This window comes from Mesorhizobium sp. WSM4808, assembly GCF_055811675.1.
This window is the reverse complement of the sequence record NZ_JBVVQX010000001.1, coordinates 282,632-305,127: the sequence shown is the minus strand read 5'-3', so window position 1 is coordinate 305,127 and position 22,496 is coordinate 282,632. Positions and strand designations below refer to the sequence as shown.

20 protein-coding genes, 1 pseudogene and 1 riboswitch are annotated in these 22,496 nt (G+C 63.3%); of the genes and pseudogenes, 4 read left to right on the top strand and 17 right to left on the bottom strand.

The genetic code is table 11. From position 1 onward, the window contains the following. Positions 1-77: 77 nt before the first annotated feature. The 17 genes from AC0L2U_RS01405 to AC0L2U_RS01325 all read right to left on the bottom strand — a co-directional run bounded on the left by AC0L2U_RS01405 (position 78) and on the right by AC0L2U_RS01325 (position 18,587). Complete coding sequence (locus tag AC0L2U_RS01405) at positions 78-1,748, bottom strand: ribonuclease J (protein WP_127267199.1); 1,671 nt, start codon at positions 1,746-1,748, stop codon at positions 78-80. Between the two features lie 118 nt (positions 1,749-1,866). Further along, positions 1,867-2,688 carry a biotin--[acetyl-CoA-carboxylase] ligase gene (locus tag AC0L2U_RS01400; protein WP_352585416.1) on the bottom strand — a complete coding sequence of 274 codons (822 nt, stop codon included), beginning with the start codon at positions 2,686-2,688 and terminating at the stop codon, positions 1,867-1,869. Positions 2,689-2,693: 5 nt separating this feature from the next. After that, positions 2,694-4,130 carry an NADH-quinone oxidoreductase subunit NuoN gene (gene nuoN / locus AC0L2U_RS01395; RefSeq protein ID WP_127331474.1) on the bottom strand — a complete coding sequence of 479 codons (1,437 nt, stop codon included), beginning with the start codon at positions 4,128-4,130 and terminating at the stop codon, positions 2,694-2,696. A gap of 18 nt (positions 4,131-4,148) precedes the next feature. After that, the gene (locus AC0L2U_RS01390) at positions 4,149-5,654 is read right to left on the bottom strand and encodes an NADH-quinone oxidoreductase subunit M (RefSeq protein WP_127331476.1); all 1,506 of its coding nucleotides are present in this window, start codon (positions 5,652-5,654) and stop codon (positions 4,149-4,151) included. Continuing rightward, complete coding sequence (gene nuoL / locus AC0L2U_RS01385) at positions 5,654-7,627, bottom strand: NADH-quinone oxidoreductase subunit L (RefSeq protein ID WP_127267203.1); 1,974 nt, start codon at positions 7,625-7,627, stop codon at positions 5,654-5,656. The genes AC0L2U_RS01390 and nuoL overlap by 1 nt, the downstream gene beginning before the upstream one ends. Before the next feature lie 10 nt (positions 7,628-7,637). Beyond that, a complete protein-coding gene (gene nuoK / locus AC0L2U_RS01380; protein ID WP_010910101.1) occupies positions 7,638-7,946 on the bottom strand; it encodes an NADH-quinone oxidoreductase subunit NuoK in 309 nt (102 codons plus the stop codon). A 1-nt stretch (position 7,947) separates the two neighbouring features. Continuing rightward, positions 7,948-8,568 (bottom strand): NADH-quinone oxidoreductase subunit J, encoded by a 621-nt coding sequence (locus AC0L2U_RS01375; protein WP_127267204.1) that lies wholly within the window; start codon positions 8,566-8,568, stop codon positions 7,948-7,950. 239 nt (positions 8,569-8,807) lie between these two features. Beyond that, the gene (gene nuoI, locus AC0L2U_RS01370) at positions 8,808-9,299 is read right to left on the bottom strand and encodes an NADH-quinone oxidoreductase subunit NuoI (protein ID WP_023812382.1); all 492 of its coding nucleotides are present in this window, start codon (positions 9,297-9,299) and stop codon (positions 8,808-8,810) included. Further along, positions 9,299-10,342, bottom strand: coding sequence for an NADH-quinone oxidoreductase subunit NuoH (nuoH, locus tag AC0L2U_RS01365; protein ID WP_127398567.1), 1,044 nt, complete (start codon positions 10,340-10,342; stop codon positions 9,299-9,301). The genes nuoI and nuoH overlap by 1 nt, the downstream gene beginning before the upstream one ends. A gap of 2 nt (positions 10,343-10,344) precedes the next feature. Beyond that, positions 10,345-12,426 (bottom strand): NADH-quinone oxidoreductase subunit NuoG, encoded by a 2,082-nt coding sequence (gene nuoG / locus AC0L2U_RS01360; RefSeq protein WP_473601307.1) that lies wholly within the window; start codon positions 12,424-12,426, stop codon positions 10,345-10,347. A gap of 73 nt (positions 12,427-12,499) precedes the next feature. Continuing rightward, positions 12,500-13,186: an NADH-ubiquinone dehydrogenase gene (locus AC0L2U_RS01355; RefSeq protein WP_473601306.1), complete on the bottom strand. Its 687-nt coding sequence runs from the start codon at positions 13,184-13,186 to the stop codon at positions 12,500-12,502. A 70-nt stretch (positions 13,187-13,256) separates the two neighbouring features. Further along, a complete protein-coding gene (nuoF, locus tag AC0L2U_RS01350) occupies positions 13,257-14,561 on the bottom strand; it encodes an NADH-quinone oxidoreductase subunit NuoF (RefSeq protein ID WP_127268495.1) in 1,305 nt (434 codons plus the stop codon). Positions 14,562-14,571: 10 nt separating this feature from the next. Then, the gene (locus AC0L2U_RS01345; protein ID WP_292680083.1) at positions 14,572-15,852 is read right to left on the bottom strand and encodes an NADH-quinone oxidoreductase subunit E; all 1,281 of its coding nucleotides are present in this window, start codon (positions 15,850-15,852) and stop codon (positions 14,572-14,574) included. Further along, on the bottom strand, positions 15,853-17,043 hold the full coding sequence (locus tag AC0L2U_RS01340; RefSeq protein ID WP_023812387.1) for an NADH-quinone oxidoreductase subunit D: 1,191 nt from the start codon (positions 17,041-17,043) through the stop codon (positions 15,853-15,855). Next, positions 17,044-17,646, bottom strand: a complete 603-nt coding sequence (locus AC0L2U_RS01335) for an NADH-quinone oxidoreductase subunit C (RefSeq protein WP_127268493.1) — start codon at positions 17,644-17,646, stop codon at positions 17,044-17,046. Positions 17,647-17,649: 3 nt separating this feature from the next. Then, positions 17,650-18,231 carry a NuoB/complex I 20 kDa subunit family protein gene (locus AC0L2U_RS01330; RefSeq protein ID WP_013531090.1) on the bottom strand — a complete coding sequence of 194 codons (582 nt, stop codon included), beginning with the start codon at positions 18,229-18,231 and terminating at the stop codon, positions 17,650-17,652. Beyond that, positions 18,222-18,587 carry an NADH-quinone oxidoreductase subunit A gene (locus AC0L2U_RS01325; RefSeq protein WP_010910112.1) on the bottom strand — a complete coding sequence of 122 codons (366 nt, stop codon included), beginning with the start codon at positions 18,585-18,587 and terminating at the stop codon, positions 18,222-18,224. The genes AC0L2U_RS01330 and AC0L2U_RS01325 overlap by 10 nt, the downstream gene beginning before the upstream one ends. A 331-nt stretch (positions 18,588-18,918) precedes the next feature. Between AC0L2U_RS01325 and AC0L2U_RS01320 the strand changes: the two genes are divergently transcribed. From AC0L2U_RS01320 to AC0L2U_RS01305, 4 genes and pseudogenes are all read left to right on the top strand, one after another. Then, the gene (locus AC0L2U_RS01320) at positions 18,919-20,118 is read left to right on the top strand and encodes a winged helix-turn-helix domain-containing protein (RefSeq protein ID WP_352585426.1); all 1,200 of its coding nucleotides are present in this window, start codon (positions 18,919-18,921) and stop codon (positions 20,116-20,118) included. A gap of 29 nt (positions 20,119-20,147) precedes the next feature. After that, positions 20,148-20,351: riboswitch (cobalamin riboswitch) on the top strand. A 39-nt stretch (positions 20,352-20,390) separates the two neighbouring features. Beyond that, positions 20,391-20,819, top strand: coding sequence for a DUF1636 family protein (locus AC0L2U_RS01315; RefSeq protein WP_292659283.1), 429 nt, complete (start codon positions 20,391-20,393; stop codon positions 20,817-20,819). A gap of 2 nt (positions 20,820-20,821) precedes the next feature. Further along, entirely contained in the window at positions 20,822-21,874 is a 1,053-nt protein-coding gene (gene cobW, locus AC0L2U_RS01310) for a cobalamin biosynthesis protein CobW (RefSeq protein WP_292134921.1), read from the top strand. A gap of 18 nt (positions 21,875-21,892) precedes the next feature. After that, positions 21,893-22,496, top strand: a pseudogene (locus AC0L2U_RS01305) (cobaltochelatase subunit CobN); the annotation flags it as partial.

The following is a 22,496-nucleotide window of genomic DNA, read 5'->3' as shown; positions in this document are numbered from 1 at the left end:
GAGTAGGGGAAAAGACAGATATGTCAGCTGTTTGCTCTTCCTACTCCCCTACTCCCCTACTCCCATACTCCCTCTCGTCATCTTGTGACGAATACAGTCACCAGCGGCTTCTTACCCCAGGCTTCGTTGGCGGCGCCGCGCACGGCGCGCCGCACTGCTTCCTGCACCAGGTCGAGGTCTTTTCGGCGCTGACGGGGGATGGAGTCCACCGCGCCGATTGCCGCATCGATCATCAGATCTTCCAGCGACTCGCCACGGCCATCGGCCTCGGCGACGCCGATGGCGACTAGGTCGGGGTCGCCGGCAAGCTCATATTTGTCGTCCAGGACGACATTGACCGCCACATGGCCGGCAAAGGACAGCTTGCGCCGGTCGCGGATGCCCATCGCCTGATCGGTGCCGATCAGTCTGCCATCCTTGTAGATACGGCCGAACGGCACCTGATCCATGATGGTGGCTGGGCCGGGAGCAAGCCTGAGCATGTCGCCGTCGCGCACCTGCGCCACCTGGCCGATGCCCGATGTCGACATCAGCGAGCCCTGCGCCACCAGATGTGCCGCCTCGCCATGCACGGGAACGCCGATCTGCGGGCGCACCCATTCATACATCTTGCGCAATTCGCTGCGCCGCGGATGGCCGGAGACATGCACCAGTGCATCGCCGTCCTCGATGATCTTGACGCCGAGGTCGATGAGGCGGTTCTTGATCTCGAGGATCGCCTTCTCGTTGCCGGGAATGGTACGCGAGGAAAACACCACCGTGTCGCCTGCCGTCAGCGACACCGACTTCATCTCTTCGCGCGACAGCTTGGCCAGTGCGGCCAGCGGCTCGCCCTGGCTGCCGGTGCAGATGATGACCAGGTTCTCGCGCGGGATGAAACCAAAATCCTCCTCGGCGATGAACTCCGGCAGACCGTCCATGTAGCCGAGTTCGCCGGCCACATCGATGACCCGCTTCAGCGAACGGCCAAGCACCAGGCACTGGCGTCCGGCATCGCGCGCCGCTTTGGCGATCGAGACGATGCGTCCGACATTGGAGGAGAATGTGGTGACGGCGACACGGCCCTTGGCAGCCTGGATGACGCCCTTGAGGCCCTCGCCCACAGCCACTTCCGAAGGCGACTCACCTTCGCGCAGCGCATTGGTCGAATCGCAGATCAGCGCCAGAACGCCCTTGTCGCCATAGGCCCGGAAACGCGCCTCGTCGGTCTTCGGCCCGATCGTCGGCTCCGGATCGATCTTCCAGTCACCGGTATGGATGACGGTGCCGGCCGGCGAGGTGATCGCCAGCGACATCGGCTCGGGAATCGAGTGCGCGACCGGAATGGCTTCGATCTCGAACGGGCCGACTGTGAACTTCTCGCCCGCCCGGTAGATCGTCACCGGTATTTTCGGCGCGCCCTGCTCGCCTTGCCGCTTGGCCTCCAGCAGGCCGGCGCTGAACGGCGTCATCCAGACCGGCGCCTTCAGCTTCGGCCATGTGTCGAGCAGCGCGCCATAATGGTCTTCATGCGCATGCGTGATGATGATGCCGCGCAGATTGGCGAGGTTCTCCTCGATGAAGCGCGTGTCGGGCAGCACAAGGTCGACGCCCGGCAGGCTGGCATCGGGGAAGGTCACCCCGACATCGATGACGATCCATTCGCGCGCATTGGGCGGCCCGTAGCCGTAAAGAGCGAAGTTCATGCCGATCTCGCCGACGCCGCCGAGCGGCACGAAGACGAGTTCGGCGGTTTCCGCTTTCGCCATGATTTTTCCCTTCCTGACCCTCAGGCCAAGCCTAAAAAGCAATTCCGGGAAAAGTGTGTAACGGTTTTCCCACCGGAGTTGCGCAAAAACAAACAGTTAGAACCGTTCATGAACGGCCCTATGCCCTGGCCGAAGCGACCGCGCCGAAATGCACATCGCCGGCGGCGATCGTCCGAACCGAACCTTCATCGTCGCGGATCACGAAACGGCAGTCCTCGTCAATGGTCTCAAACACCCCACGCACCACATTACCGTCAATTCTGACAGCAACTTCGCCGCCGAGCCCCGCAGCACGATCAAGCCAGCGTCGCCTGACGGCGGCAAGTCCGCGCCCCTCGTCCCACAATCGGGCATTCTCGCTCCATGCATCCGACAGCGCCAGGAACAGTGTTTCCGCATCACATGCCGCGCCCAGCGCGCTGAGTGATGTTGCGGGATAGGGCAAATCCTCGGGGTATGCCACCACATTGACGCCTATGCCGACCGCCACCGCGAAACGGCCGCCATCCAGGATTGCCGATTCCAGCAGGATGCCGGCCAGCTTGGCGCCGGAGGCAAGCACGTCGTTCGGCCATTTGAGTTCGAAACGGTTCTTTCCTTCGCTGCCACCGTCGAGGCCGATGGCGATCCGGCCCTTCGGCACCACGGCGTCGAGCGCATCGGCCAGCGCCAGTCCGGCGACGAAGCCCAGCGTCGCGGCAAGGCGAAGCTCTGCCTTGGTGATGACGAGCAGCGTCGCCGCCAGGTTGCCTTCGGGGGTCGCCCAGACGCGGCCGCGTCGGCCACGCCCGCTTTCCTGCTTCTTGGAAACGACCCACAATCTGCCGGGGTCGCCTGCCCTTGCGTGGTCCAGTGCCAGCGCATTGGTGGAGCCGACGCTCTCATGCGCCTCGAGCCGGAACCCTTCCGACGCCGAGGTTGGAGCCAGCCGAAATGCCATGCCGACTAGAAAAACGTCTTGGCGGCGGCTTCGGCGTAGGTGCCTATCGGCCCGCCGATCAGCACATAGAACAGCACGAAGGCGCCGGAGACGCCGAGCACGACACGCAACTCCGTCGCCATCGGCACGAAACCGCCGACCGGTTCGTCGAACCACATGATCTTGATGATGCGCAGGTAATAATAGGCGCCCACCACCGAGGCCAGCACGCCGATGATCGCCAGCGCATAGAGATTGGCGTTGATGGCGGCGAGGAAGACGTACCATTTCCCCCAGAAGCCGGCGAGCGGCGGAATGCCGGCCAGGGAGAACATCAGGATGGTCAGGATCGTCGCCATGATAGGATTGGTCGACGACAGGCCGGCCAGGTCGCTGATCTGCTCGACATTGCCTTCCTTGCGCCGCATGGCGAGGATGAAGGCGAAGGTGCCGAGCGTCATCACCAGATAGATCAACATGTAGATGGCAACGCCGCGCACGCCGGCCTGGCTGTTGGCGGCAAGGCCGACCAGCGCGTAGCCCATATGGCCGATTGAGGAATAGGCCATCAGCCGCTTGATGTTGGTCTGGCCGATGGCGGCGAAAGCACCAAGCGCCATCGAGGCGATCGAGATGAAGACGATGATCTGCTGCCAGTCTGCGGCGATCGGCTTGAACGCACCCATGGTGACGCGCACCATAAGCGCCATCGCCGCCATCTTGGGTGCTGCCGCCAAAAAGGCCGTCACCGGTGTCGGCGCGCCCTCATAGACATCTGGCGTCCACATGTGGAACGGCACCGCCGAGATTTTGAAGGCCAGGCCGGCCAGCACGAAGACGAGGCCGAAAACGAGGCCAAGCTGGCGCTCGCCGCTGCCGAGCGCAGAAGCGATCTCCTGGAAGCCGGTGTTGCCGGTGTAGCCATAGACCAGGCTGATGCCATAGAGCAGCATGCCCGAGGATAGCGCGCCGAGGACGAAATATTTGAGGCCAGCCTCAGTCGAACGCAGATTGTCGCGGTTGATCGCGCACAGCACGTAGATCGCCAGCGATTGCAGTTCGAGGCCGAGATAGAGCCCGATCATGCCATTGGCGGAGATCATCAGCATCATGCCGAGCGTGCACAGCAGGATCAGCACCGGATATTCGAACTTGTCGAAGCGTTCAGCCTTGGCAAAGCGCATCGACATCACCAGCGTCACCGCCGAGCCGACCAGCGCCAGCACCTTCATGAAGCGGGCGAAGGAATCCTGGATGAAGGCATTGCCGTAAGCGCTGCCCTGCCCGGTCCGGAAGATCAGCCAGGCGCCTGCGATCGCCAGCACGGCCACCGCAAGGCCGGTTACCGTGTTGGCCGTGTTGGCGCGCGAATAGGCTCCGACCATCAGCAGCGCCAGCGCGCCGACGGCAAGGATCAGCTCTGGCGTCGAGAGCGACAGGCTGGAGAGAAGGTCCGGCGTCATGGTTCGCAAAACCTCTGGTCAGTTCGCCGCCGCGGTCTGCGCGGCGCCGATGGATGCAGTGACATTGGTGACGAGCGACTTGACCGATTCGGCCGTCGCGTCGAAGACCGGGGCGGGATAGACGCCGAAGAAGATGACCAGAACGACCAGCGGGTAGATGATCACCTTCTCGCGCAGCGACAGGTCGAGCAGGCCCTTCAGGCTGTCCTTGGTCAGCGCACCGAAGATCACCCGGCGGTAGAGCCAGAGCGCGTAGGCGGCCGACAGGATGACGCCGGTGGCGGCGAAGAACGCCACCCAGGTGTTGACCCGGAACACGCCGAGCATGGTCAGGAACTCGCCGACGAAGCCGCTGGTACCGGGCAGGCCGACATTGGCCATGGTGAAGATCAGGAACACCGTGGCGTATTTCGGCATGTTGTTGACCAGGCCGCCATAGGCCGCGATCTCACGTGTGTGCATGCGGTCGTAGATGACGCCGACGCACAGGAACAGCGCGCCGGAGACGAGGCCGTGGCTGAGCATCTGGAAGATCGCGCCCTGCACGCCTTCCTGGTTCATGGCGAAGATGCCCATGGTGACGAAGCCCATATGAGCAACCGACGAATAGGCGATCAGCTTCTTCATGTCCTCCTGCATCAGCGCCACCAGCGAGGTGTAGATGATGGCGACGACGGACAGCGCGAAGACCAGCGGCGCGAACATTTCCGACGCCAGCGGGAACATCGGCAAGGAGAATCGCAGGAAGCCGTACCCGCCCATCTTCAACAGGATGCCGGCCAGGATGACGGAGCCCGCCGTCGGCGCCTCGACGTGCGCGTCGGGCAGCCAGGTGTGCACCGGCCACATCGGCATCTTCACCGCGAAGGAGGCGAAGAAGGCAAGCCATAGCCATGTCTGCATGTTGGCCGGGAAGTTGTGGGTCAGCAGCGTCGGGATGTCGGTTGTGCCGGACTGGAAGAACATCGCCATGATGGCGAGCAGCATCAGCACCGAGCCGGCGAGCGTGTAGAGGAAGAACTTGAACGAGGCGTAGACGCGCCGCTTGCCGCCCCAGACGCCGATGATGATGAACATCGGGATCAGGCCGGCTTCGAAGAAGACGTAGAACAGCACGATGTCCAGCGCGCAGAACACGCCGATCATCAGCGTTTCGAGCAGCAGGAAGGCGATCATGTAGGCCTTCACGCGCTTCTCGATCGATTCCCACGACGCCAGGATGCAGAGCGGCATCAGGAACGTCGTCAAGATGACGAACAGCATCGAGATGCCGTCGACGCCCATATGGTAGGAAATGCCGGAGTCGAGCCAGGCGACCTTCTCGACGAACTGGAAGCCGGACTGCGAATTGTCGAATCCGGTCCAGATGAACAGCGAGATGATGAACGTGAAAGTCGTCGTCAACAGCGCGATGGCGCGGATGTTGCGGCGTGCATTTTCGCTGTCGTCATTGATGAACAGGATAAGCAGCACACCAACCAGCGGCAGGAAGGTGACCAGCGAGAGGATTGGCCAGGCGGTCATCAGAGCATCATCCAGGTGACGAGTGCGGCAACGCCGATCAGCATGGCGAAGGCGTAGTGGTAGAGATAGCCGGTCTGCAGCTTGACGACGCGGTCGGTGACATCGACGACGCGCGCCGCAATGCCATCCGGGCCAAGGCCGTCGATGATGGTGCCGTCGCCGGTCTTCCACAGGAAATGGCCGAGGCGCTTGGCGGGCCGCACGAACAGGAAGTCGTAGAGCTCGTCGAAATACCACTTGTTGAGCAGGAAGGCGTAGAGCCCGCGATGCTGCGCGGCGAGGTTGACCGGCATTTCCGGCGAGCGGATGTAGAATTTCCAGGCCAGCGCGAAGCCGATCAGCATGGCGATGAAGGGCGACAGTTCGACCCACAGCGGCAATTCGTGGATGTCGTGCAGGATGTGATTGTCAGGCAGTGTGAACAGCGATGCCTTCCAGAACTCGGCATAGCCCTCGCCGATGAAGGCACCGTGGAAGATGACGCCGGCAAACAGCGCGCCCGCGGCCAAGATGAACAGCGGCACCAGCATCACCGGCGGCGATTCATGGACATGGTGCATCACCTCATGGCTCGCCCGCGGCTTGCCGTGGAAGGTCATGAAGATCAGCCGCCAGGAGTAGAAGGAGGTGAAGCAGGCGGCGATGACCAAAAGCACGAAGGCCATGCCGGCAACCGAATTGTGGCCGGCAAAGGCGCTCTCGATGATGGCGTCCTTGGAGAAGAAGCCGGCGGTGCCGATGACCGTCACCGGAATGCCGACGCCGGTCAGCGCCAGCGTGCCGATCACCATCATCCAGTAGGTGGTCGGGATCAGTTTCCTGAGGCCGCCCATCTTGCGCATGTCCTGCTCGTCGGACACGGCATGGATGACCGAGCCCGAGCCGAGGAACAGCAGCGCCTTGAAGAAGGCATGCGTGAACAGGTGGAAGATCGCCGCGCCATAGGCGCCGACGCCGAGTGCCACGAACATGTAGCCGAGCTGCGAGCAGGTCGAGTAGGCGATGACGCGCTTGATGTCGTTCTGGACGAGACCGACGGTGGCCGCGAAGAAGGCCGTGAAGGCACCGATGAAGGTCACCACAGTCAGCGCCGAATGCGACAGTTCGAACAGCGGAGACAGCCGTGCCAGCATGAACACGCCGGCCGTCACCATGGTGGCGGCATGGATCAGCGCGGAAACCGGTGTCGGGCCTTCCATGGCATCCGGCAGCCAGGTGTGCAGCGGCACTTGCGCCGACTTGCCCATGGCGCCCATGAACAGGAGCAGGCAGACGATCGTCATGGCCGCCTGCTTGTCCAGCGCATAGCCGAGGAAGGTCAGCACCGCGGCGCCGTGCGGAGCGCCTTCGGCCGGAATGAACGTCGCCGCATTGGCGAAGATGGTGCCCAGATTGACCGAGCCGAACAGCACGAACAGGCCGAAAATGCCGAGCGCGAAGCCGAAATCGCCGACGCGGTTGACGACGAAGGCCTTGATTGCCGCGGCATTGGCCGACGGCTTCTTGTACCAGAAGCCGATCAGCAGATAGGAGGCGAGGCCCACCCCTTCCCAGCCGAAGAACATCTGCACCAGATTGTCTGATGTCACCAGCATCAGCATGGCGAAGGTGAACAGCGACAGATAGGCGAAGAAGCGCGGCCGGTTCGGATCGTGGTGCATGTAGCCGATCGAATAGATGTGAACCAGCGCCGACACGGTGTTGACCACCACCAGCATCACCACCGTCAGCGTGTCGATCCTGAGCGCCCAGGCCGCTTCCAGCCCGCCTGACTGGATCCAGCGCATCACCGGCACGGTGAACACCTCGCCATGGCCGAAACCGACGGTGAAGAAAGCGACCCACGACAGCACCGCCGCGATCACTAGGAAACCGGAGGTGATGTATTCGGACGCCTTGGCGCCGAGCGACGTGCCGAACAGGCCGACGATCAGGAAGCCGAGCAGGGGAAGGAAGACGATGGCCTGATACATGGTGGTTCCGTCAACCCTTCATCATGTTCACGTCTTCGACCGCGATCGAGCCGCGGTTGCGGAAGAAGACGACGAGAATGGCAAGTCCGATGGCGGCCTCGGCCGCCGCGACCGTCAGCACGAACAGCGCGAACACCTGGCCGACCAGATCGCCGAGTGCTGCCGAAAAGGCGACGAAATTGATGTTGACCGCCAGCAGGATCAGCTCGACCGACATCAGGATGACGATGACGTTCTTGCGGTTCAGGAAGATGCCGAACACGCCGAGCGTGAACAGAACAGCCGATACGGTCAGATAATGCGCGATGCCGACAACCATCTCAGAGTCCCTCGCCTGTCTTGACCTTGCGGATTTCCATACCGGTCGCCGGCGTGCGGCCGACCTGGGCTGCGATCGACTGCCGCTTGACGCCTGGTTTATGGCGCAGCGTCAGCACAATGGCGCCGATCATGGCGACCAGCAGCACGAGGCCCGAAATCTGGAAATAGTAGAGGTAGTCCGTATAGAGGATGTCGCCGAGTGCGGCCGTGTTTGTTCGCGTGGCGAGATCCGGAATGGGCTTGGAGACCGTCGAGGCGAGCTGCGGCGCGAAAGTGTAGCCGCCGAGCACGACGATCAACTCCGCCGCCAGGATCAGCCCGACCAGCGCGCCTATCGGCGCATATTGCAGGGCGCCTTCCTTCATCTCGGCGAAATCGACGTCGAGCATCATGACGACGAACAGGAACAGCACCATCACCGCGCCGACATAGACGACGAGCAGGATCATCGCCAGGAACTCGGCCCCGGTCAGCATGAACAGGCCGGCGGCGTTGAAAAAGGTCAGGATCAGGAACAGCACCGAATGCACGGGGTTGCGCGACGAAATGACCATGAACGCCGACGCCACCGCGACAAAGGCGAAGAGGTAGAAAAAGGCCGCCTCTAGTCCACTCAACATTGGGGATCCCCCGGGTTCCTGTACGAACAGGACGCTCGTCCTGTTTGTTGTCTCTGGCCTGGTTCCGCCTCCGGTTCCAAAGCCGCGTTGTCCTAGCCCATGTTCCGATCGGGTTGAAAGGCCCGATCGAAAGAAACATGGGCCACTCTGTATTCCGGAGCATGATCTGGTCCGAAAAGTCCGCAACTTTTCGGGATCATCCTCTGGACGAGGCCCCTGCCCCGCCCATGCGTCAAATATCAGCGGTAGGGCGAGTCCAGCGAGATGTTGCGCGCCAGTTCGCGCTCCCACCGGTCGCCATTCGCCAACAGCTTGTCCTTGTCGTAGTAGAGTTCCTCGCGCGTCTCCGTCGCGAATTCGAAATTCGGCCCCTCGACGATGGCGTCGACCGGGCAGGCTTCCTGGCAGAAGCCGCAATAGATGCACTTCACCATGTCGATGTCGTAGCGAACCGTGCGGCGCGTGCCGTCATTGCGGCGCGGGCCGGCCTCGATGGTGATGGCCTGCGCCGGGCAGATTGCCTCGCACAATTTGCAGGCGATGCAGCGTTCCTCGCCATTGGGATAGCGGCGCAGCGCATGCTCGCCCCGGAAGCGCGGGCTGGTCGGCCCCTTCTCGTGCGGATAGTTGATCGTCTCCTTCGGCGCGAAGAACTGGCGCATCGACAGGAAGAAGGCGCTGACGAAATCCTGCAGCAGCAGCGATTTGGCGGCTTGGGAAAGAGCGGACATCACGCAAACCCCGTGATCTTGAGGAAGGCCGCTGTGGCGACCACCATGAACAGCGAGATCGGCAGGAACACTTTCCAGCCAAGCCGCATCAGTTGGTCGTAGCGGTAGCGCGGCACGAAGGCCTTCACCATGGAGATGCCGAAGAACACGAAGCAGACTTTCAGCACGAACCAGATGACGCCCGGCACCCAGGTGAACGGCGCGAAGTCGAACGGAGGCAGCCAGCCGCCGAGGAACAGGATGGTGGCCAGCGCGCACATCAGCACGATGGCGACATACTCGCCGAGGAAGAACAAAAGGAACGGCGTCGACGAATATTCGACCATGTGGCCGGCGACCAGTTCCGATTCGGCTTCCACCAGATCGAAGGGCGGCCGGTTCGTCTCGGCCAGCGCCGAGATGAAGAAGATGATGAACATCGGGAACAGCGCCAGCCAGTTCCAGTCGAGGAAGGTGTTGGGCAGGCCAAGCCGCGTGCCAATTCCATCATGCTGCGACAAAACGATATCGGTGAGGTTGAGCGAGCCGGCGGTGAGCAGAACGGTGACGATGACGAAGCCGATCGAGACTTCGTAGGACACCATCTGCGCCGCCGAACGCAGCGCGCCGAGGAACGGATATTTCGAGTTGGAGGCCCAGCCGCCCATGATCACGCCATAGACCTCGAGCGAGGAGATGGCGAAAACATAGAGGATACCGACATTGACGTTGGCGATCGCCCAGCCCTGATCGACCGGAATGACCGCCCAGGCCGAGATCGCCAGCACGGCCGAGACCAGCGGCGCCAGCAGGAACACGCCCTTGTTGGCGCCGGACGGGATGACCGGCTCCTTGAAGACGAATTTCAGCAGATCGGCGAAAGCTTGCAGCGTGCCCCAGGGGCCGACGACGTTCGGGCCACGGCGCAGTTGCACCGCCGCCCAGATCTTGCGGTCGGCGTAGAGGATGTAGGCAACGAAAATCAGCAGGATAACGATCAGCACGACCGATTTCAGCAGAATGATCAGCGCCGGCAGCACGTAGAAGGAGAAGAAAGTGTCCATGCTTATTCCGCCGCCTGCTTGAAACCGCTCTTGGCCAGTGCCGAGCATTCCGCCATCACGGCCGATGCCCGCGCGATCGGGTTGGTCAGGTAGAAATCCGTCACCGGCGAGGTGAAGGTGCCCTTGTTCAGCCGCCCGCCGAGCTTCGCCACCCCAGCGATGTCCTCGGCATTGCCGGCCGCGACCTGATCGATACGGGCCAGATGCGGGTATTCGCCATAGAGCTTGGCGCGCAGCTGCGGCAGCGAATCAAACGGCAGTTTCTTGCCCAGCACATCCGACAGCGCCCGCAGGATCGCCCAGTCCTCGCGCGCCTCGCCCGGCGCGAAGCCGGCGCGGTTGGTCTGCTGCACACGGCCTTCGGTGTTGACATAGGTGGCCGACTTTTCCGTGTAGGCGGCCGCCGGCAGGATGACATTGGCGCGGTGCGCGCCCTGGTCGCCATGCGTGCCGATATAGACGACGAAGGCGCCGCCGGTCTTGGCCATGTCGATCTCGTCGGCGCCGAGCAGGAACAAGAGCTCCATTTCGCCCAGCATGCCGGCAACGTTTCTGCCGCCCTCGCCCGGCACGAAGCCGAGGTCGAGGCCGCCGACACGTCCGGCCGCGTTGTGCAGCACGGCAAAGCCGTTCCAGTCAGCGCGGGCAGCGTTCACGGCGGCGGCGAGCTTGGCCGCCTGTCCGAGCACGGCCGCGCCATCGGCACGCGCCAGCGCGCCCTGGCCAACGATGATCAGAGGGCGTGTCGCCTTCTTCAGCACCTGGAAGAACTTGCCGTTGCCGTCGGCCAAATCCTTCAGCGAATCCGGTCCGGCGCCCAGCTGTTCGTAGTCGTAGCGGGTATCGCCGACATCGCCGATGACGGCGACCGGCAGGTTGCCGATCCGCCAGCGCTTGCGGATCCGGGCGTTGAGCACCGAAGCTTCATAGCGCGGGTTGGCGCCGATGATCAGCACCGCGTCGGCCTGTTCGATGCCTTCGATGGTCGGGTTGAAGATATAGCTCGCCCGGCCGAGCGCCGGGTCGAGTGCGGCGCCGTCCTGGCGGCAATCGGTATTCTCCGAGCCGAGCGAAGCCATCAACAGCTTGAGCGCATAGGTTTCCTCGACGGCGGCGAGATCGCCCGCGATAGCGCCGATCTTTTCGGGCGCCGTCTTCGATACCGCGTCCTTGATCGCGGCGAAGGCCTCGGCCCAGCTGGCGGCAACCAACCTGCCGTCCTTGCGCACATAGGGGCGGTCGAGACGCTGCGTGCGCAGGCCGTCCCAGATAAATCGGGTTTTGTCGGAGATCCACTCCTCGTTCACCGCCTCGTTGACGCGCGGCAGGATGCGCATCACTTCGCGGCCCCGGCTATCGACACGGATCGCCGAGCCGACCGCATCCATCACATCGATGGATTCGGTCTTGGTCAGCTCCCACGGCCGCGCCTGGAAGGCGAATGGCTTCGAGGTCAGCGCGCCGACCGGGCACAGGTCGATGACATTGCCCTGCAGCTCCGACGTCATCGCCTGTTCGAGATAGGTGGTGATCTCGGCATCCTCGCCACGGCCGATCAGGCCCAGTTCGGAGATGCCGGCGACTTCGGTGGTGAAGCGGACGCAGCGCGTGCAGTGGATGCAGCGGTTCATCACCGTCTTGACCAGCGGTCCGATGTATTTGTCTTCGACCGCGCGCTTGTTCTCGTGATAGCGCGAGGAATCGACGCCGAACGCCATCGCCTGGTCCTGCAGGTCGCATTCGCCGCCCTGGTCGCAGATCGGGCAATCCAGCGGATGGTTGATCAGCAGGAACTCCATCACGCCTTCCCTGGCCTTCTTGACCATCGGCGTGTTGGTGAAGATTTCCGGCGCCTCGCCATTCGGCCCGGGACGCAGGTCGCGCACGTTCATGGCGCAGGAGGCCTGCGGCTTGGGCGGCCCGCCCTTCACCTCGATCAGGCACATGCGGCAATTGCCGGCGATCGAGAGCCGCTCATGGAAGCAGAAGCGCGGCACTTCCGCGCCAGCGTCTTCCGCCGCCTGCAGCAGCGTGTAGTGGTCGGGTACAGTGATCTCTTTCCCGTCGACCTTGAGCTTTGCCATTCGCCTCAAACCCCTGCGGAGTTCCCGCAATCTCTTTGTCCGGACGCGGTCGAGACCACGTCAGGCATTTCATTCACTTGACGGCGAGCGCCGCCGCTTGGGCTGTCCAATCGTCGCGGCCGATACGGCCGCCGAGCGACAGATAATCCTCGACCCAGGCAACCTCTTGCGGCGTCCATGCCGCGATCTGGGCATAGGTCCAGATACCGAGGCCGTTGAGAACCTTTTCCAGCTTCGGCCCGATGCCCGAGATGGCCTTGAGATCTGCCGGAATGGCCGGCTTCTCCATGGCGTTGGGCTGCCTGAAATCATCGGGCATCAGCGCATCGCCGGCGCCGCTTGTCGCCGGAGCGGCGTTTGCGGCCGGCACGGCAGTGGCGGCTTCCTTGGCGGCAATATCGGTGACCTCCCGGGCGAAGGACTGCGCCTCGGCGATCATGGTTTTCGCCGTCGCCCGTGCCTTGGTGGAGGAAGGACTTGGATCTTCGAACTGCGCGACGCGCGCCTCGAAATCATCGACGATCGGCTGCAGCAGCCGCTGCGAGGCTTCTGCCGCACCTGAAAGCGCGCCCAGCCAGACGCCGAAAGCATGGTTGGCGAGCCCGACGCCAAGCGCCGACATCGCCGCTGCACCCGCCACAGGATGCACGAAAAGGTTGACGGCGCTGGCCATCTCCTTCGGCATCATCCTGGTCAAGTCCTGGTTCATCTTCTCGATCTGGTCCAAATTGGGCATCAGCGGGTTCGAATACGGCGCCATAGAGTTCTCCTGGTCGTTTCTTCGTTCGCCCCGCCCTTCGCTGCGGACTTCCGCCCGCGTAAACATTCTTCTATTCCGCCGCCACCATCACAGGCTCGGCCCGGTGCGCATTGCGCGAAAACTCGTCGATGCGCCGCTCCACTTCGCCGCGGAAATGCCGCATCAGTCCCTGGATCGGCCATGCCGCCGCGTCGCCAAGCGCGCAGATCGTATGGCCCTCGATCTGCTTGGTGACGTCGAGCAGCATATCGATCTCGCGCTTCTGCGCCTCGCCGCGCACCAGCCGTTCCATCACCCGCCACATCCAGCCGGTGCCTTCGCGGCATGGCGTGCACTGGCCGCAGCTCTCGTGCTTGTAGAAGTAGGAAAGCCGCGCGATCGCCTTCACGACATCGGTCGACTTGTCCATGACGATGACAGCCGCGGTTCCAAGGCCGGATTTGAGGTCGCGCAGCGCGTCGAAATCCATCGGCGTGTCGATGATCTGCTCGGCCGGCACCAGCGGCACCGAGGCGCCGCCCGGTATGACCGCCAAAAGATTGTCCCAGCCACCGCGAATGCCGCCGCAATGCGTCTCGATGAGTTCGCGGAACGGGATCGACATCGCCTCTTCGACCGTGCACGGATTGTTGACGTGGCCGGAGATGCAAAACAGCTTGGTGCCGACATTGTTGGGCCGGCCGAAGGACGAGAACCAGGCCGCACCGCGGCGCAGGATGGTCGGCGCGACCGCGATCGATTCGACATTGTTGACCGTGGTCGGGCAGCCATAGAGGCCGACATTGGCCGGGAATGGCGGCTTCAGCCGCGGCTGGCCCTTCTTGCCTTCGAGGCTTTCGAGGAGTGCAGTCTCCTCGCCGCAGATATAGGCGCCGGCGCCGTGGTGCATGTAGATGTCGAAATCATAGCCGGAGGTGTTGTTCTTGCCGATCAGCTTGGCCTCATAGGCTTCCTCGATCGCGCGCTGCAGCGCCTCGCGCTCGCGGATGAACTCGCCGCGCACATAGATGTAGGCGGCAATCGCGCCCATGGCGAAACCGGCAAGCAGCGCGCCCTCGACCAGCGTGTGCGGGTCGTTGCGCAGGATGTCGCGGTCCTTGCAGGTGCCGGGCTCGGATTCGTCGGCATTGATGACGAGATAGCTCGGCCGGCCATCGCTCTGCTTGGGCATGAATGACCATTTGAGGCCCGTCGGGAAGCCGGCGCCGCCGCGGCCGCGCAGGCCCGACGCCTTCATCTCGTTGACGATCCACTCGCGGCCCTTGGCAACGATGCCGGGCGTGTTGTCCCAGGCGCCGCGCGCCATCGCGCCGGCCAGCGACTTGTCAAACAGGCCGTAGATATTGGTGAAGATGCGGTCTTTGTCCTGAAGCATTTTTCGTCCCTCAGACCGGCTTCTTGCCGAAGACGCGGATGTATTCGGCGACGCCACCCTTGGCGAGCGCCTTGGCCTGCTTGACCCAGTCGTCGCGATCGATGCGGCCCTGGAAAGAGAGATAGCCATCCACCCACTCGCGTTCGGCCTTCTTCCACGACGCGACCTGCGCGAAGGTGAAAATGCCGAGCGTATGCAGGATGCCCTCGATCTTGGGGCCGACGCCGGAGATCAGCTTCAGGTCGTCGACCTGTGCCGGTTTATCGATGCCGGCTGGACGGTTTTTGTCCCCGAGCGACGGTTTGGCCGTCTTGGCGGCCGGTACCTTGACCTCCGGCGCCTTGAAGGCGGATGCCGGCTCGGCCTTGATTATCGGGCCGCTGCGCTGCTTGGAAACCTGCTCGACCTTGGAGTCCGCCTTGTTGGCGTTGGCGGCCGAATGCAGCGGCGCGGCAACGCTCGCCGCCTTTTCAACCGCCGGCGCGACCTTGGTTTTTGAAGGCGTCTTCAATGCCGGGCTGGTTTCAGGGGCGTCGGTCTTCGGCTTGCTGGTGTTGGACGGTGCGACAGGGGCCGCGGCCGGCCCCGGCACAGGCGCCGCGATGATCGCGTCGGGCGCCGCCCTGGCGGCCTTGGCGGCCTCCCTGGCCTCCCTTTCGCGGGTCGACTTGAGGATCGCCTTTTCGCTCTTCAGCGTGGTGAGGCCGGAGGCCGGCTCGGAGCCGGTGCGGCCGTTCTGCGGCCCCGGTTCCACCGAAGCACCCTTGCCGGCGTCATAGAGATCGATGATTTCAGCCAGGCGTTCCGGCGTCAGATCCTCGAACGTGTCCTTGAAGATCATGACCATCGGCGCGTTGACGCAGGCGCCAAGGCATTCGACCTCTTCCCAGGACAAGGTGCCCTTGTCGTTGGCGTGGAACTGGTCGTGATGGATTTTGGAGCGGCACACATCCATCAGCGCTTCCGAACCGCGCAGCATGCAGGGCGTGGTGCCGCAGACCTGGATATGCGCACGCGTGCCGACCGGATTCAACTGGTACTGCGTGTAAAAGGTCGCGACTTCGAGCCCGCGGATACGCGGCATGCCGAGCATGTCGGAAATCGTCTCGATGGCCGCCTTCGTCACCCAGCCTTCCTGCTCCTGCGCTATCATCAGCAAGGGAATGATGGCCGACTGCTCACGGCCCTTCGGGTACTTCTTGATCCATTGCTTCGCCGCAGCCGCGTTCGCCCGGTTGAAGGCGAAGGATGCTGGCTGGACGCTGGCTTCTGCGAGACGGCGGACTGACATTTAGCGATCGACCTCACCAAACACGATGTCGAGGGAGCCGAGAACGGCGGTGACGTCGGCCAGCATGTGGCCGCGGCAGAGGAAATCCATCGCCTGCAGATGCGCGAAACCCGGCGCGCGCAGCTTGCAGCGGTAGGGCTTGTTGGAGCCGTCGGAAACCAGATAGACGCCGAATTCGCCCTTCGGCGCCTCGACCGCGGCGTAAACCTCGCCGGCCGGCACGCGATAACCCTCGGTGTAGAGCTTGAAGTGATGGATCAGCGCTTCCATCGAGCGCTTCATCGCCTGGCGCTTGGGCGGCACCACCTTGCCGTCGAGGTTCGACACCGGCCCGGTGCTTTCCTTGCCGAGCAGGAGATCGACGCACTGGCGCATGATCTTCGCAGACTGGCGCATTTCTTCCATGCGCACGAGGTACCGGTCGAAGCAGTCGCCGTTCTTGCCGATCGGAATGTCGAAATCCATTTCCGAATAGCATTCATAGGGTTGCGACTTGCGCAGGTCCCAGGGAGCACCCGAACCGCGCACCATCACGCCCGAAAAACCCCAGGCCCAGGCATCGGCCAGCGAGACGATGCCGATGTCGACATTGCGCTGCTTGAAGATGCGGTTGCCGGTCAGCAGCTGATCGAGGTCGTCGATCGACTTCAGGAACGGGTCGATCCACTTGCCGATGTCCTCGACCAGTTTCTGCGGCAGGTCCTGGTGGACGCCGCCGGGACGGAAATAGGCGGCATGCATACGCGAACCGGAGGCGCGCTCATAGAACACCATCAGCTTTTCGCGCTCGACGAAGCCCCATAGCGGCGGCGTCAGCGCGCCGACGTCCATCGCCTGCGTCGTCACATTGAGGATGTGCGACATGATGCGGCCGATTTCGCAGTAGAGAACGCGGATCAGCTGGCCGCGCTTCGGCACTTCGATGCCGAGCAGGCGCTCGGCGGCGAGCGCGAAGGCGTGCTCCTGGTTCATCGGCGCGCAATAGTCGAGCCGGTCGAGATAGGGAATCGCCTGCAGGTAGGTTTTGGCCTCGATCAGCTTTTCGGTGCCGCGATGCAAGAGCCCGATATGCGGATCGACGCGATCGACGACTTCGCCGTCCAGCTCCAGCACAAGGCGCAAAACGCCGTGCGCCGCAGGGTGTTGCGGGCCGAAATTGATGTTGAAGTTGCGGACCGAGGTTTCAGCCATTTACTGCTTTGCCTTCTCGTCACCCGGCAGCACGTAATCCGTACCTTCCCACGGGGACAAAAAATCGAAATTGCGGAATTCCTGCTTGAGCTCGACCGGCTCATAGATAACGCGCTTGGCCTCGTCGTCGTAACGCACCTCGACGAAGCCGGTCAGCGGGAAATCCTTGCGCAGCGGGTGGCCTTCGAAACCATAGTCGGTCAACAGGCGGCGCAGATCGGGATGGCCCGAGAACAGCACGCCATAGAGATCGTAGGTCTCGCGCTCGAACCAGTCGGCGCCGGGAAAGACGCCGGTGATCGACGGCACCATCGTCTCTTCGTCGGCCTGCACCTTGACGCGGATGCGCACATTCTGCTTCGGCGACAACAGATGGTAGACGACGTCGAAGCGCTTGGCCCGCGACGGATAGTCGGCGCCACAGACGTCGATGATCGAGATGAACTGGCAGCGCGCATCGTCGCGCAGGAACGTCATCACCTCGACCAGATCGCGCGGCTCGACATGGATGGTGAGTTCGCCATAGGCGATATCAGCCTCGTTCACGCGGCCGATCAGCTTCTCGCCGAGATAGTTCGACAGTTCGCTCAGGGATGCGGTCATGATTTACCGTTCGATCGTGCCGGTGCGGCGGATCTTCTTCTGCAGGAGAAGAATGCCGTAGAGCAGCGCTTCGGCGCTCGGCGGGCAGCCGGGCACATAGATATCGACGGGCACGATGCGGTCGCAGCCGCGCACCACCGAATAGGAGTAGTGGTAGTAGCCGCCGCCATTGGCGCAGGAGCCCATCGAGATGACGTAGCGCGGTTCCGGCATCTGGTCGTAGACCTTGCGCAGCGCCGGCGCCATCTTGTTGGTCAGCGTGCCGGCGACGATCATGATGTCGGACTGGCGCGGGGACGCGCGCGGCGCGACGCCGAACCGCTCCGAATCATAGCGCGGCATCGAGGTGTGGATCATCTCGACCGCGCAGCAAGCGAGGCCGAACGTCATGAACATCAGCGACCCGCTGCGCGCCCAGGTGATGAGCGCCTCGGTCGAAGTGACCAAAAAGCCCTTGTCGGCCAACTCGTTGTTGATCTCGAGGAAGAAGGGATCGTCCTCCCCCACCGGCCTGCCGGTGTTGGGATCGATAATACCCTTGGGCTTCGGCGCGACGAGGGTGCCTGAACTGTCGTTCAATCCCATTCCAGCGCTCCTTTTTTCCATTCATAGGCAAAGCCGATGGTCAGCACCGCCAAAAACACCATCATCGACCAGAAACCGAGCATGCCGATCTTCGAAAACGACACCGCCCACGGAAACAGGAAGGCCACTTCCAGGTCGAAGATGATGAACAGGATCGACACCAGGTAGAAACGGATGTCGAACTTCATGCGGGCGTCGTCGAACGAGTTGAAACCGCACTCATAGGCGGAAAGCTTTTCGGGATCGGGATTGCGGTAGGCCACCAGGAAGGGCGCGGCCAGCAGCGCCAGGCCGACAACCAGCGCCACGCCTATGAACAGGACGATGGGCAGGTATGAGCTCAAGAGTGCGTTCATGCTCGGCTTTCCGTTGGCGCCAATCCAGTTTGATTACAGCACCGGACCCTAATGCGGAAGCGTGACAGTTTAACCGCTGAACCGTTTTAAGGGCCTATGCTGCAACGCGGCGAGGGTTAGCGCAGCACTTCCAGCGAAGCAAGTCAAACCTTGTTCAAAACACCGACCTGGATGGCATATCGCGGCAAACTGGTCCGATCCGCTCCTGTTTGATTTCCTTCGCTTTTTACTCCACTTTTCTCTCCTGACATGGATGCCGCCAAAACCCTGCTAGCATGGGTTGGAATCAGCCATTCGACCCTCGGTCAAAACACTTCAAAGTGATGCCTGCATGAAGGAAAAGATCTCGCTCCCCACGGCCCGTCGCATCGCGCTTGCCGCCCAGGGGTTTCTCGATCCCCGCCCGACCGGCACGCCCGACCGCCGGCATTTTGCCCGCACCCTCTCCCGCACCGGCCTGCTGCAGATCGATTCCGTCAGCGCGGTGGTGCGCGCTCATTATATGCCGCTCTATTCGCGCCTTGGTCCCTACCCGTTCTCGCTGCTCGACAACGCGGCCGTGACGCGTAAGCGCACGGTTTTCGAATACTGGGCGCACGAGGCTTCCTTCCTGCCGGTGGAGACGTACCCGCTGATGCGCTGGCGCATGCAGCGCGCCGAGCGCGGCGACGAAATGTATCTGGGCCTCGCCAAATGGGGCCGCGAGCACGCCGCCTATATCGAAGAGATTTACCGCCAGGTCGCCGAGCGCGGCCCGATTGCCGCTTCCGCGCTCGAAGGCCAGAAAGGCTCGGGCGGCTGGTGGGGCTGGAGCCACGCCAAGCATGCCTTCGAATGGCTGTTCTGGGCCGGACGCATCACCACGGCGCACCGTCGCGGGTTCGAGCGCTTCTATGATCTGCCCGAGCGCGTGCTGCCGCAGGCGGTCCTCGACCTCCCAGTGCCCACGCCTGAGGACGCGCACCGCGAATTGCTGCGCATTTCCGCCCGCGCCCACGGCGTGGCGACTTCAGGCGATTTGCGCGATTATTTCCGCCTGTCGCCGGCCGATATGAAAGGCCGGTTGGAGGAACTGGTTGAAACCGGCGAATTGCTGCCGATGCGCGTCGAAGGCTGGGACAAGCCGGCCTATCTTCACCGGGATGCCCGCCTGCCGCGCAAAGTCGAGGCCCGCGCCCTGCTGGCGCCGTTCGATCCTGTCGTCTTCGAACGCTCGCGCACAGAGCGGCTGTTCGACTTCCACTACCGCATCGAGATCTACACGCCGGCCGACAAGCGGCAATACGGCTACTATGTCCTGCCGTTCCTGCTCGGCGACAGGATCGTGGCACGCGTCGACCTCAAGGCAGATCGTCCGGCCAGCGTGCTGCGGGTCCATGCGGCCTACGCCGAGCCCAAGGCGCCACCTGAAACCGCTGCAGAACTGTTCGAGGAATTGAAGCAGATGCAGGGCTGGCTTGGCCTTGAGCGCATGGAAGTGACCCCGGCCGGCGATTTGGGTCCGGCGCTGGCCGACATCGCCATGTCGTAAGCTCGCGTTGACACCGCCGCTCGCAAAAGCCTAAATCCGGTTCAGATGGTCTCTTGCCCGCAACGGCAAGAGCTAAGAGGGAATGCGGTGCGGGGCAAAATCCCAAATCCGCGGCTGTCCCCGCAACTGTAAGCGAAGAGCCAAGGCCGAAAGCCACTGGGAGTTCCCGGGAAGGCGGCTACCCAAGGCGATGACCCGCGAGCCAGGAGACCTGCCGTCTGCGACTTTAGAATCCGATCGCCCGGCGGGTTTCCGGGCAAGGAGCCCGATCTTTGGACCACGACAGCAGTTTTTCGGCTGGCACAGCGGATATTTCGTCCGGCCATGATGATGCCTTGGCCGGCGTCACCATCATTGTCTGCGCCTCCTGCCGCAATGAGACCGGCTCCGACGCCCATCCCCGCGCCGGCGAATTGCTGGCGGAGGATACGCGCCGCGCCGCATCTGGCGACGACATCCGCATCCGCAGCGTCGAATGCCTTGGCAATTGCAAGCGGCGCCTCAGCGCCGCCATCCTGCGCGACGGCTGCTGGAGCTATGTCTTTGGCGACCTGACCGAGACCAGCGGCGCCGACCTCGTCACCGGAGCCAAGCTCTTCGCCACCTCGACGGACGGCCTGATCCCGTGGCGTGGCCGTCCCGATAGCCTGAAGCGCGGCCTCGTTGCCCGCATCCCTCCCCTCGACCTGCTGAAGGACTGACCATGACTGCCCCAGATTCGTCTGCGAACCTCTCCCGCGTTCCCTGCACCGTCGTCACCGGCTTCCTCGGCGCCGGCAAGACGACGCTGGTCCGCTATCTCCTGGAAAACGCCGGCGGCAAGCGCATTGCCATCATCGTCAACGAATTCGGCGACATCGGCATTGACGGCGAGATCCTGAAGGGCTGCGGCATCGACACCTGTCCGGAGGAAAACATCGTCGAACTGGCCAATGGCTGCATCTGCTGCACCGTTGCCGACGACTTCGTCCCGGCGCTTGACAAGATCCTGTCGCTGACGCCGAGGGTCGACCACATCCTGATCGAGACTTCGGGCCTGGCGCTGCCCAAGCCGCTGGTCCAGGCCTTTCAATGGCCGAGCGTGAAGAGCCGCGTCACAGTCGACGGCGTCATTGCCGTGGTCGACGGCCCGGCCTTGGCCGAAGGCCGCGTCGCTAACGACATGGATGCCCTGCAGGCGCAGCGCGCCGGGGACGAGACGCTCGACCACGACGACCCGGTGGAAGAACTGTTCGAGGACCAGATCGCCTGCGCCGACCTGATCATCCTGTCGAAGAGCGACCTGATGGACGCCGCCGGCACCGCCCGCGCCAATGCTGTCATTGGCGAACACTCCGCCCGCGCCGTGAAGATCGTGCCGACGTCGCATGGCAAGGTCGATCCCTCGGTGCTGCTCGGGCTCGGTCTGGCCGTCGAGGACGACATCCAGAACCGCAAGTCCCATCATGACGGCGCGTTCGACCACGAGCATGACGACTTCGACACCTTCATCGTCGACATTGCCTCGATCGCCAATCCGGACGAGCTGGCAAAGCGCGTCGCCACCGTCGCCGAAGAAGAGAACGTGCTGCGCGTAAAAGGCTTCGTCGAAGTCGGCGGCAAGCCGATGCGGCTCTTGCTGCAGGCCGTCGGGCCGCGCGTCAATCATTACTATGACCGCGCCTGGACCGCGCAGGACGACCGCCGCTCGCGTCTCGTCGTCATCGGCCTGAAAGGGCTGAACCGCCCGGCGATCGAGCGTATACTCGCCGGCTGATTTCGGACACGGGTCGCGATGCACATCCTCACCACGACATCCGCCTCGCTCGACGACCTCGCCGAGCCGGTCGATCTGCGGCAGACGCCGGCGGATATCGTGGCGCTGTCCTTCACCGACAGCGACCTCGCCGGACTGGCGGCAGCCTGGAAGGCCGATGCCGGCCGCCTGCCCTCGATGCGGCTGGCCGCACTGCGTGACCTGCGCCATCCGATGTCCGTCGACCTCTGGGTCGACAGCGTCGCCCGCCACGCCAAGATCATCCTGGTGCGCATCCTCGGCGGCTACGACTGGTGGCGCTACGGCTGCGACCAGCTCGCCTCGACTGCCCGCGAACGCGGCATAAAGCTGGCGCTGCTGCCCGGCGAATGCCGCGACGAGGATTTGCGCCTGATCGAAGCCTCGACGCTGCCGCGCGAAGAGTTGGACGGCCTGCTCGACTATTTCCGCGAGGGCGGCCCGGCGAATATGAGCGCGCTGGTGCGGAGATTGGCGCGGCTGGCGGGGTCGGATGCGGCTGTTGCTGAGCCGGTTGCCGTGCCGAAAGTTGGCTACTACGAGCCCGGACGTGGCGTCGTCCCCCTCCCCCTCGTGGGGTGGGTCCGGCCGCAGGCCGGGGGTG

Coding starts and splice junctions, on each gene's coding strand:
- AC0L2U_RS01405 (WP_127267199.1), bottom strand. CDS start 1,748: ATGGCGAAAGCGGAAACCGCCGAACTCGTCTTCGTGCCGCTCGGCGGC.
- AC0L2U_RS01400 (WP_352585416.1), bottom strand. CDS start 2,688: ATGGCATTTCGGCTGGCTCCAACCTCGGCGTCGGAAGGGTTCCGGCTC.
- nuoN (WP_127331474.1), bottom strand. CDS start 4,130: ATGACGCCGGACCTTCTCTCCAGCCTGTCGCTCTCGACGCCAGAGCTG.
- AC0L2U_RS01390 (WP_127331476.1), bottom strand. CDS start 5,654: ATGACCGCCTGGCCAATCCTCTCGCTGGTCACCTTCCTGCCGCTGGTT.
- nuoL (WP_127267203.1), bottom strand. CDS start 7,627: ATGTATCAGGCCATCGTCTTCCTTCCCCTGCTCGGCTTCCTGATCGTC.
- nuoK (WP_010910101.1), bottom strand. CDS start 7,946: ATGGTTGTCGGCATCGCGCATTATCTGACCGTATCGGCTGTTCTGTTC.
- AC0L2U_RS01375 (WP_127267204.1), bottom strand. CDS start 8,568: ATGTTGAGTGGACTAGAGGCGGCCTTTTTCTACCTCTTCGCCTTTGTC.
- nuoI (WP_023812382.1), bottom strand. CDS start 9,299: ATGTCCGCTCTTTCCCAAGCCGCCAAATCGCTGCTGCTGCAGGATTTC.
- nuoH (WP_127398567.1), bottom strand. CDS start 10,342: ATGGACACTTTCTTCTCCTTCTACGTGCTGCCGGCGCTGATCATTCTG.
- nuoG (WP_473601307.1), bottom strand. CDS start 12,426: ATGGCAAAGCTCAAGGTCGACGGGAAAGAGATCACTGTACCCGACCAC.
- AC0L2U_RS01355 (WP_473601306.1), bottom strand. CDS start 13,186: ATGGCGCCGTATTCGAACCCGCTGATGCCCAATTTGGACCAGATCGAG.
- nuoF (WP_127268495.1), bottom strand. CDS start 14,561: ATGCTTCAGGACAAAGACCGCATCTTCACCAATATCTACGGCCTGTTT.
- AC0L2U_RS01345 (WP_292680083.1), bottom strand. CDS start 15,852: ATGTCAGTCCGCCGTCTCGCAGAAGCCAGCGTCCAGCCAGCATCCTTC.
- AC0L2U_RS01340 (WP_023812387.1), bottom strand. CDS start 17,043: ATGGCTGAAACCTCGGTCCGCAACTTCAACATCAATTTCGGCCCGCAA.
- AC0L2U_RS01335 (WP_127268493.1), bottom strand. CDS start 17,646: ATGACCGCATCCCTGAGCGAACTGTCGAACTATCTCGGCGAGAAGCTG.
- AC0L2U_RS01330 (WP_013531090.1), bottom strand. CDS start 18,231: ATGGGATTGAACGACAGTTCAGGCACCCTCGTCGCGCCGAAGCCCAAG.
- AC0L2U_RS01325 (WP_010910112.1), bottom strand. CDS start 18,587: ATGAACGCACTCTTGAGCTCATACCTGCCCATCGTCCTGTTCATAGGC.
- AC0L2U_RS01320 (WP_352585426.1), top strand. CDS start 18,919: ATGAAGGAAAAGATCTCGCTCCCCACGGCCCGTCGCATCGCGCTTGCC.
- cobW (WP_292134921.1), top strand. CDS start 20,822: ATGACTGCCCCAGATTCGTCTGCGAACCTCTCCCGCGTTCCCTGCACC.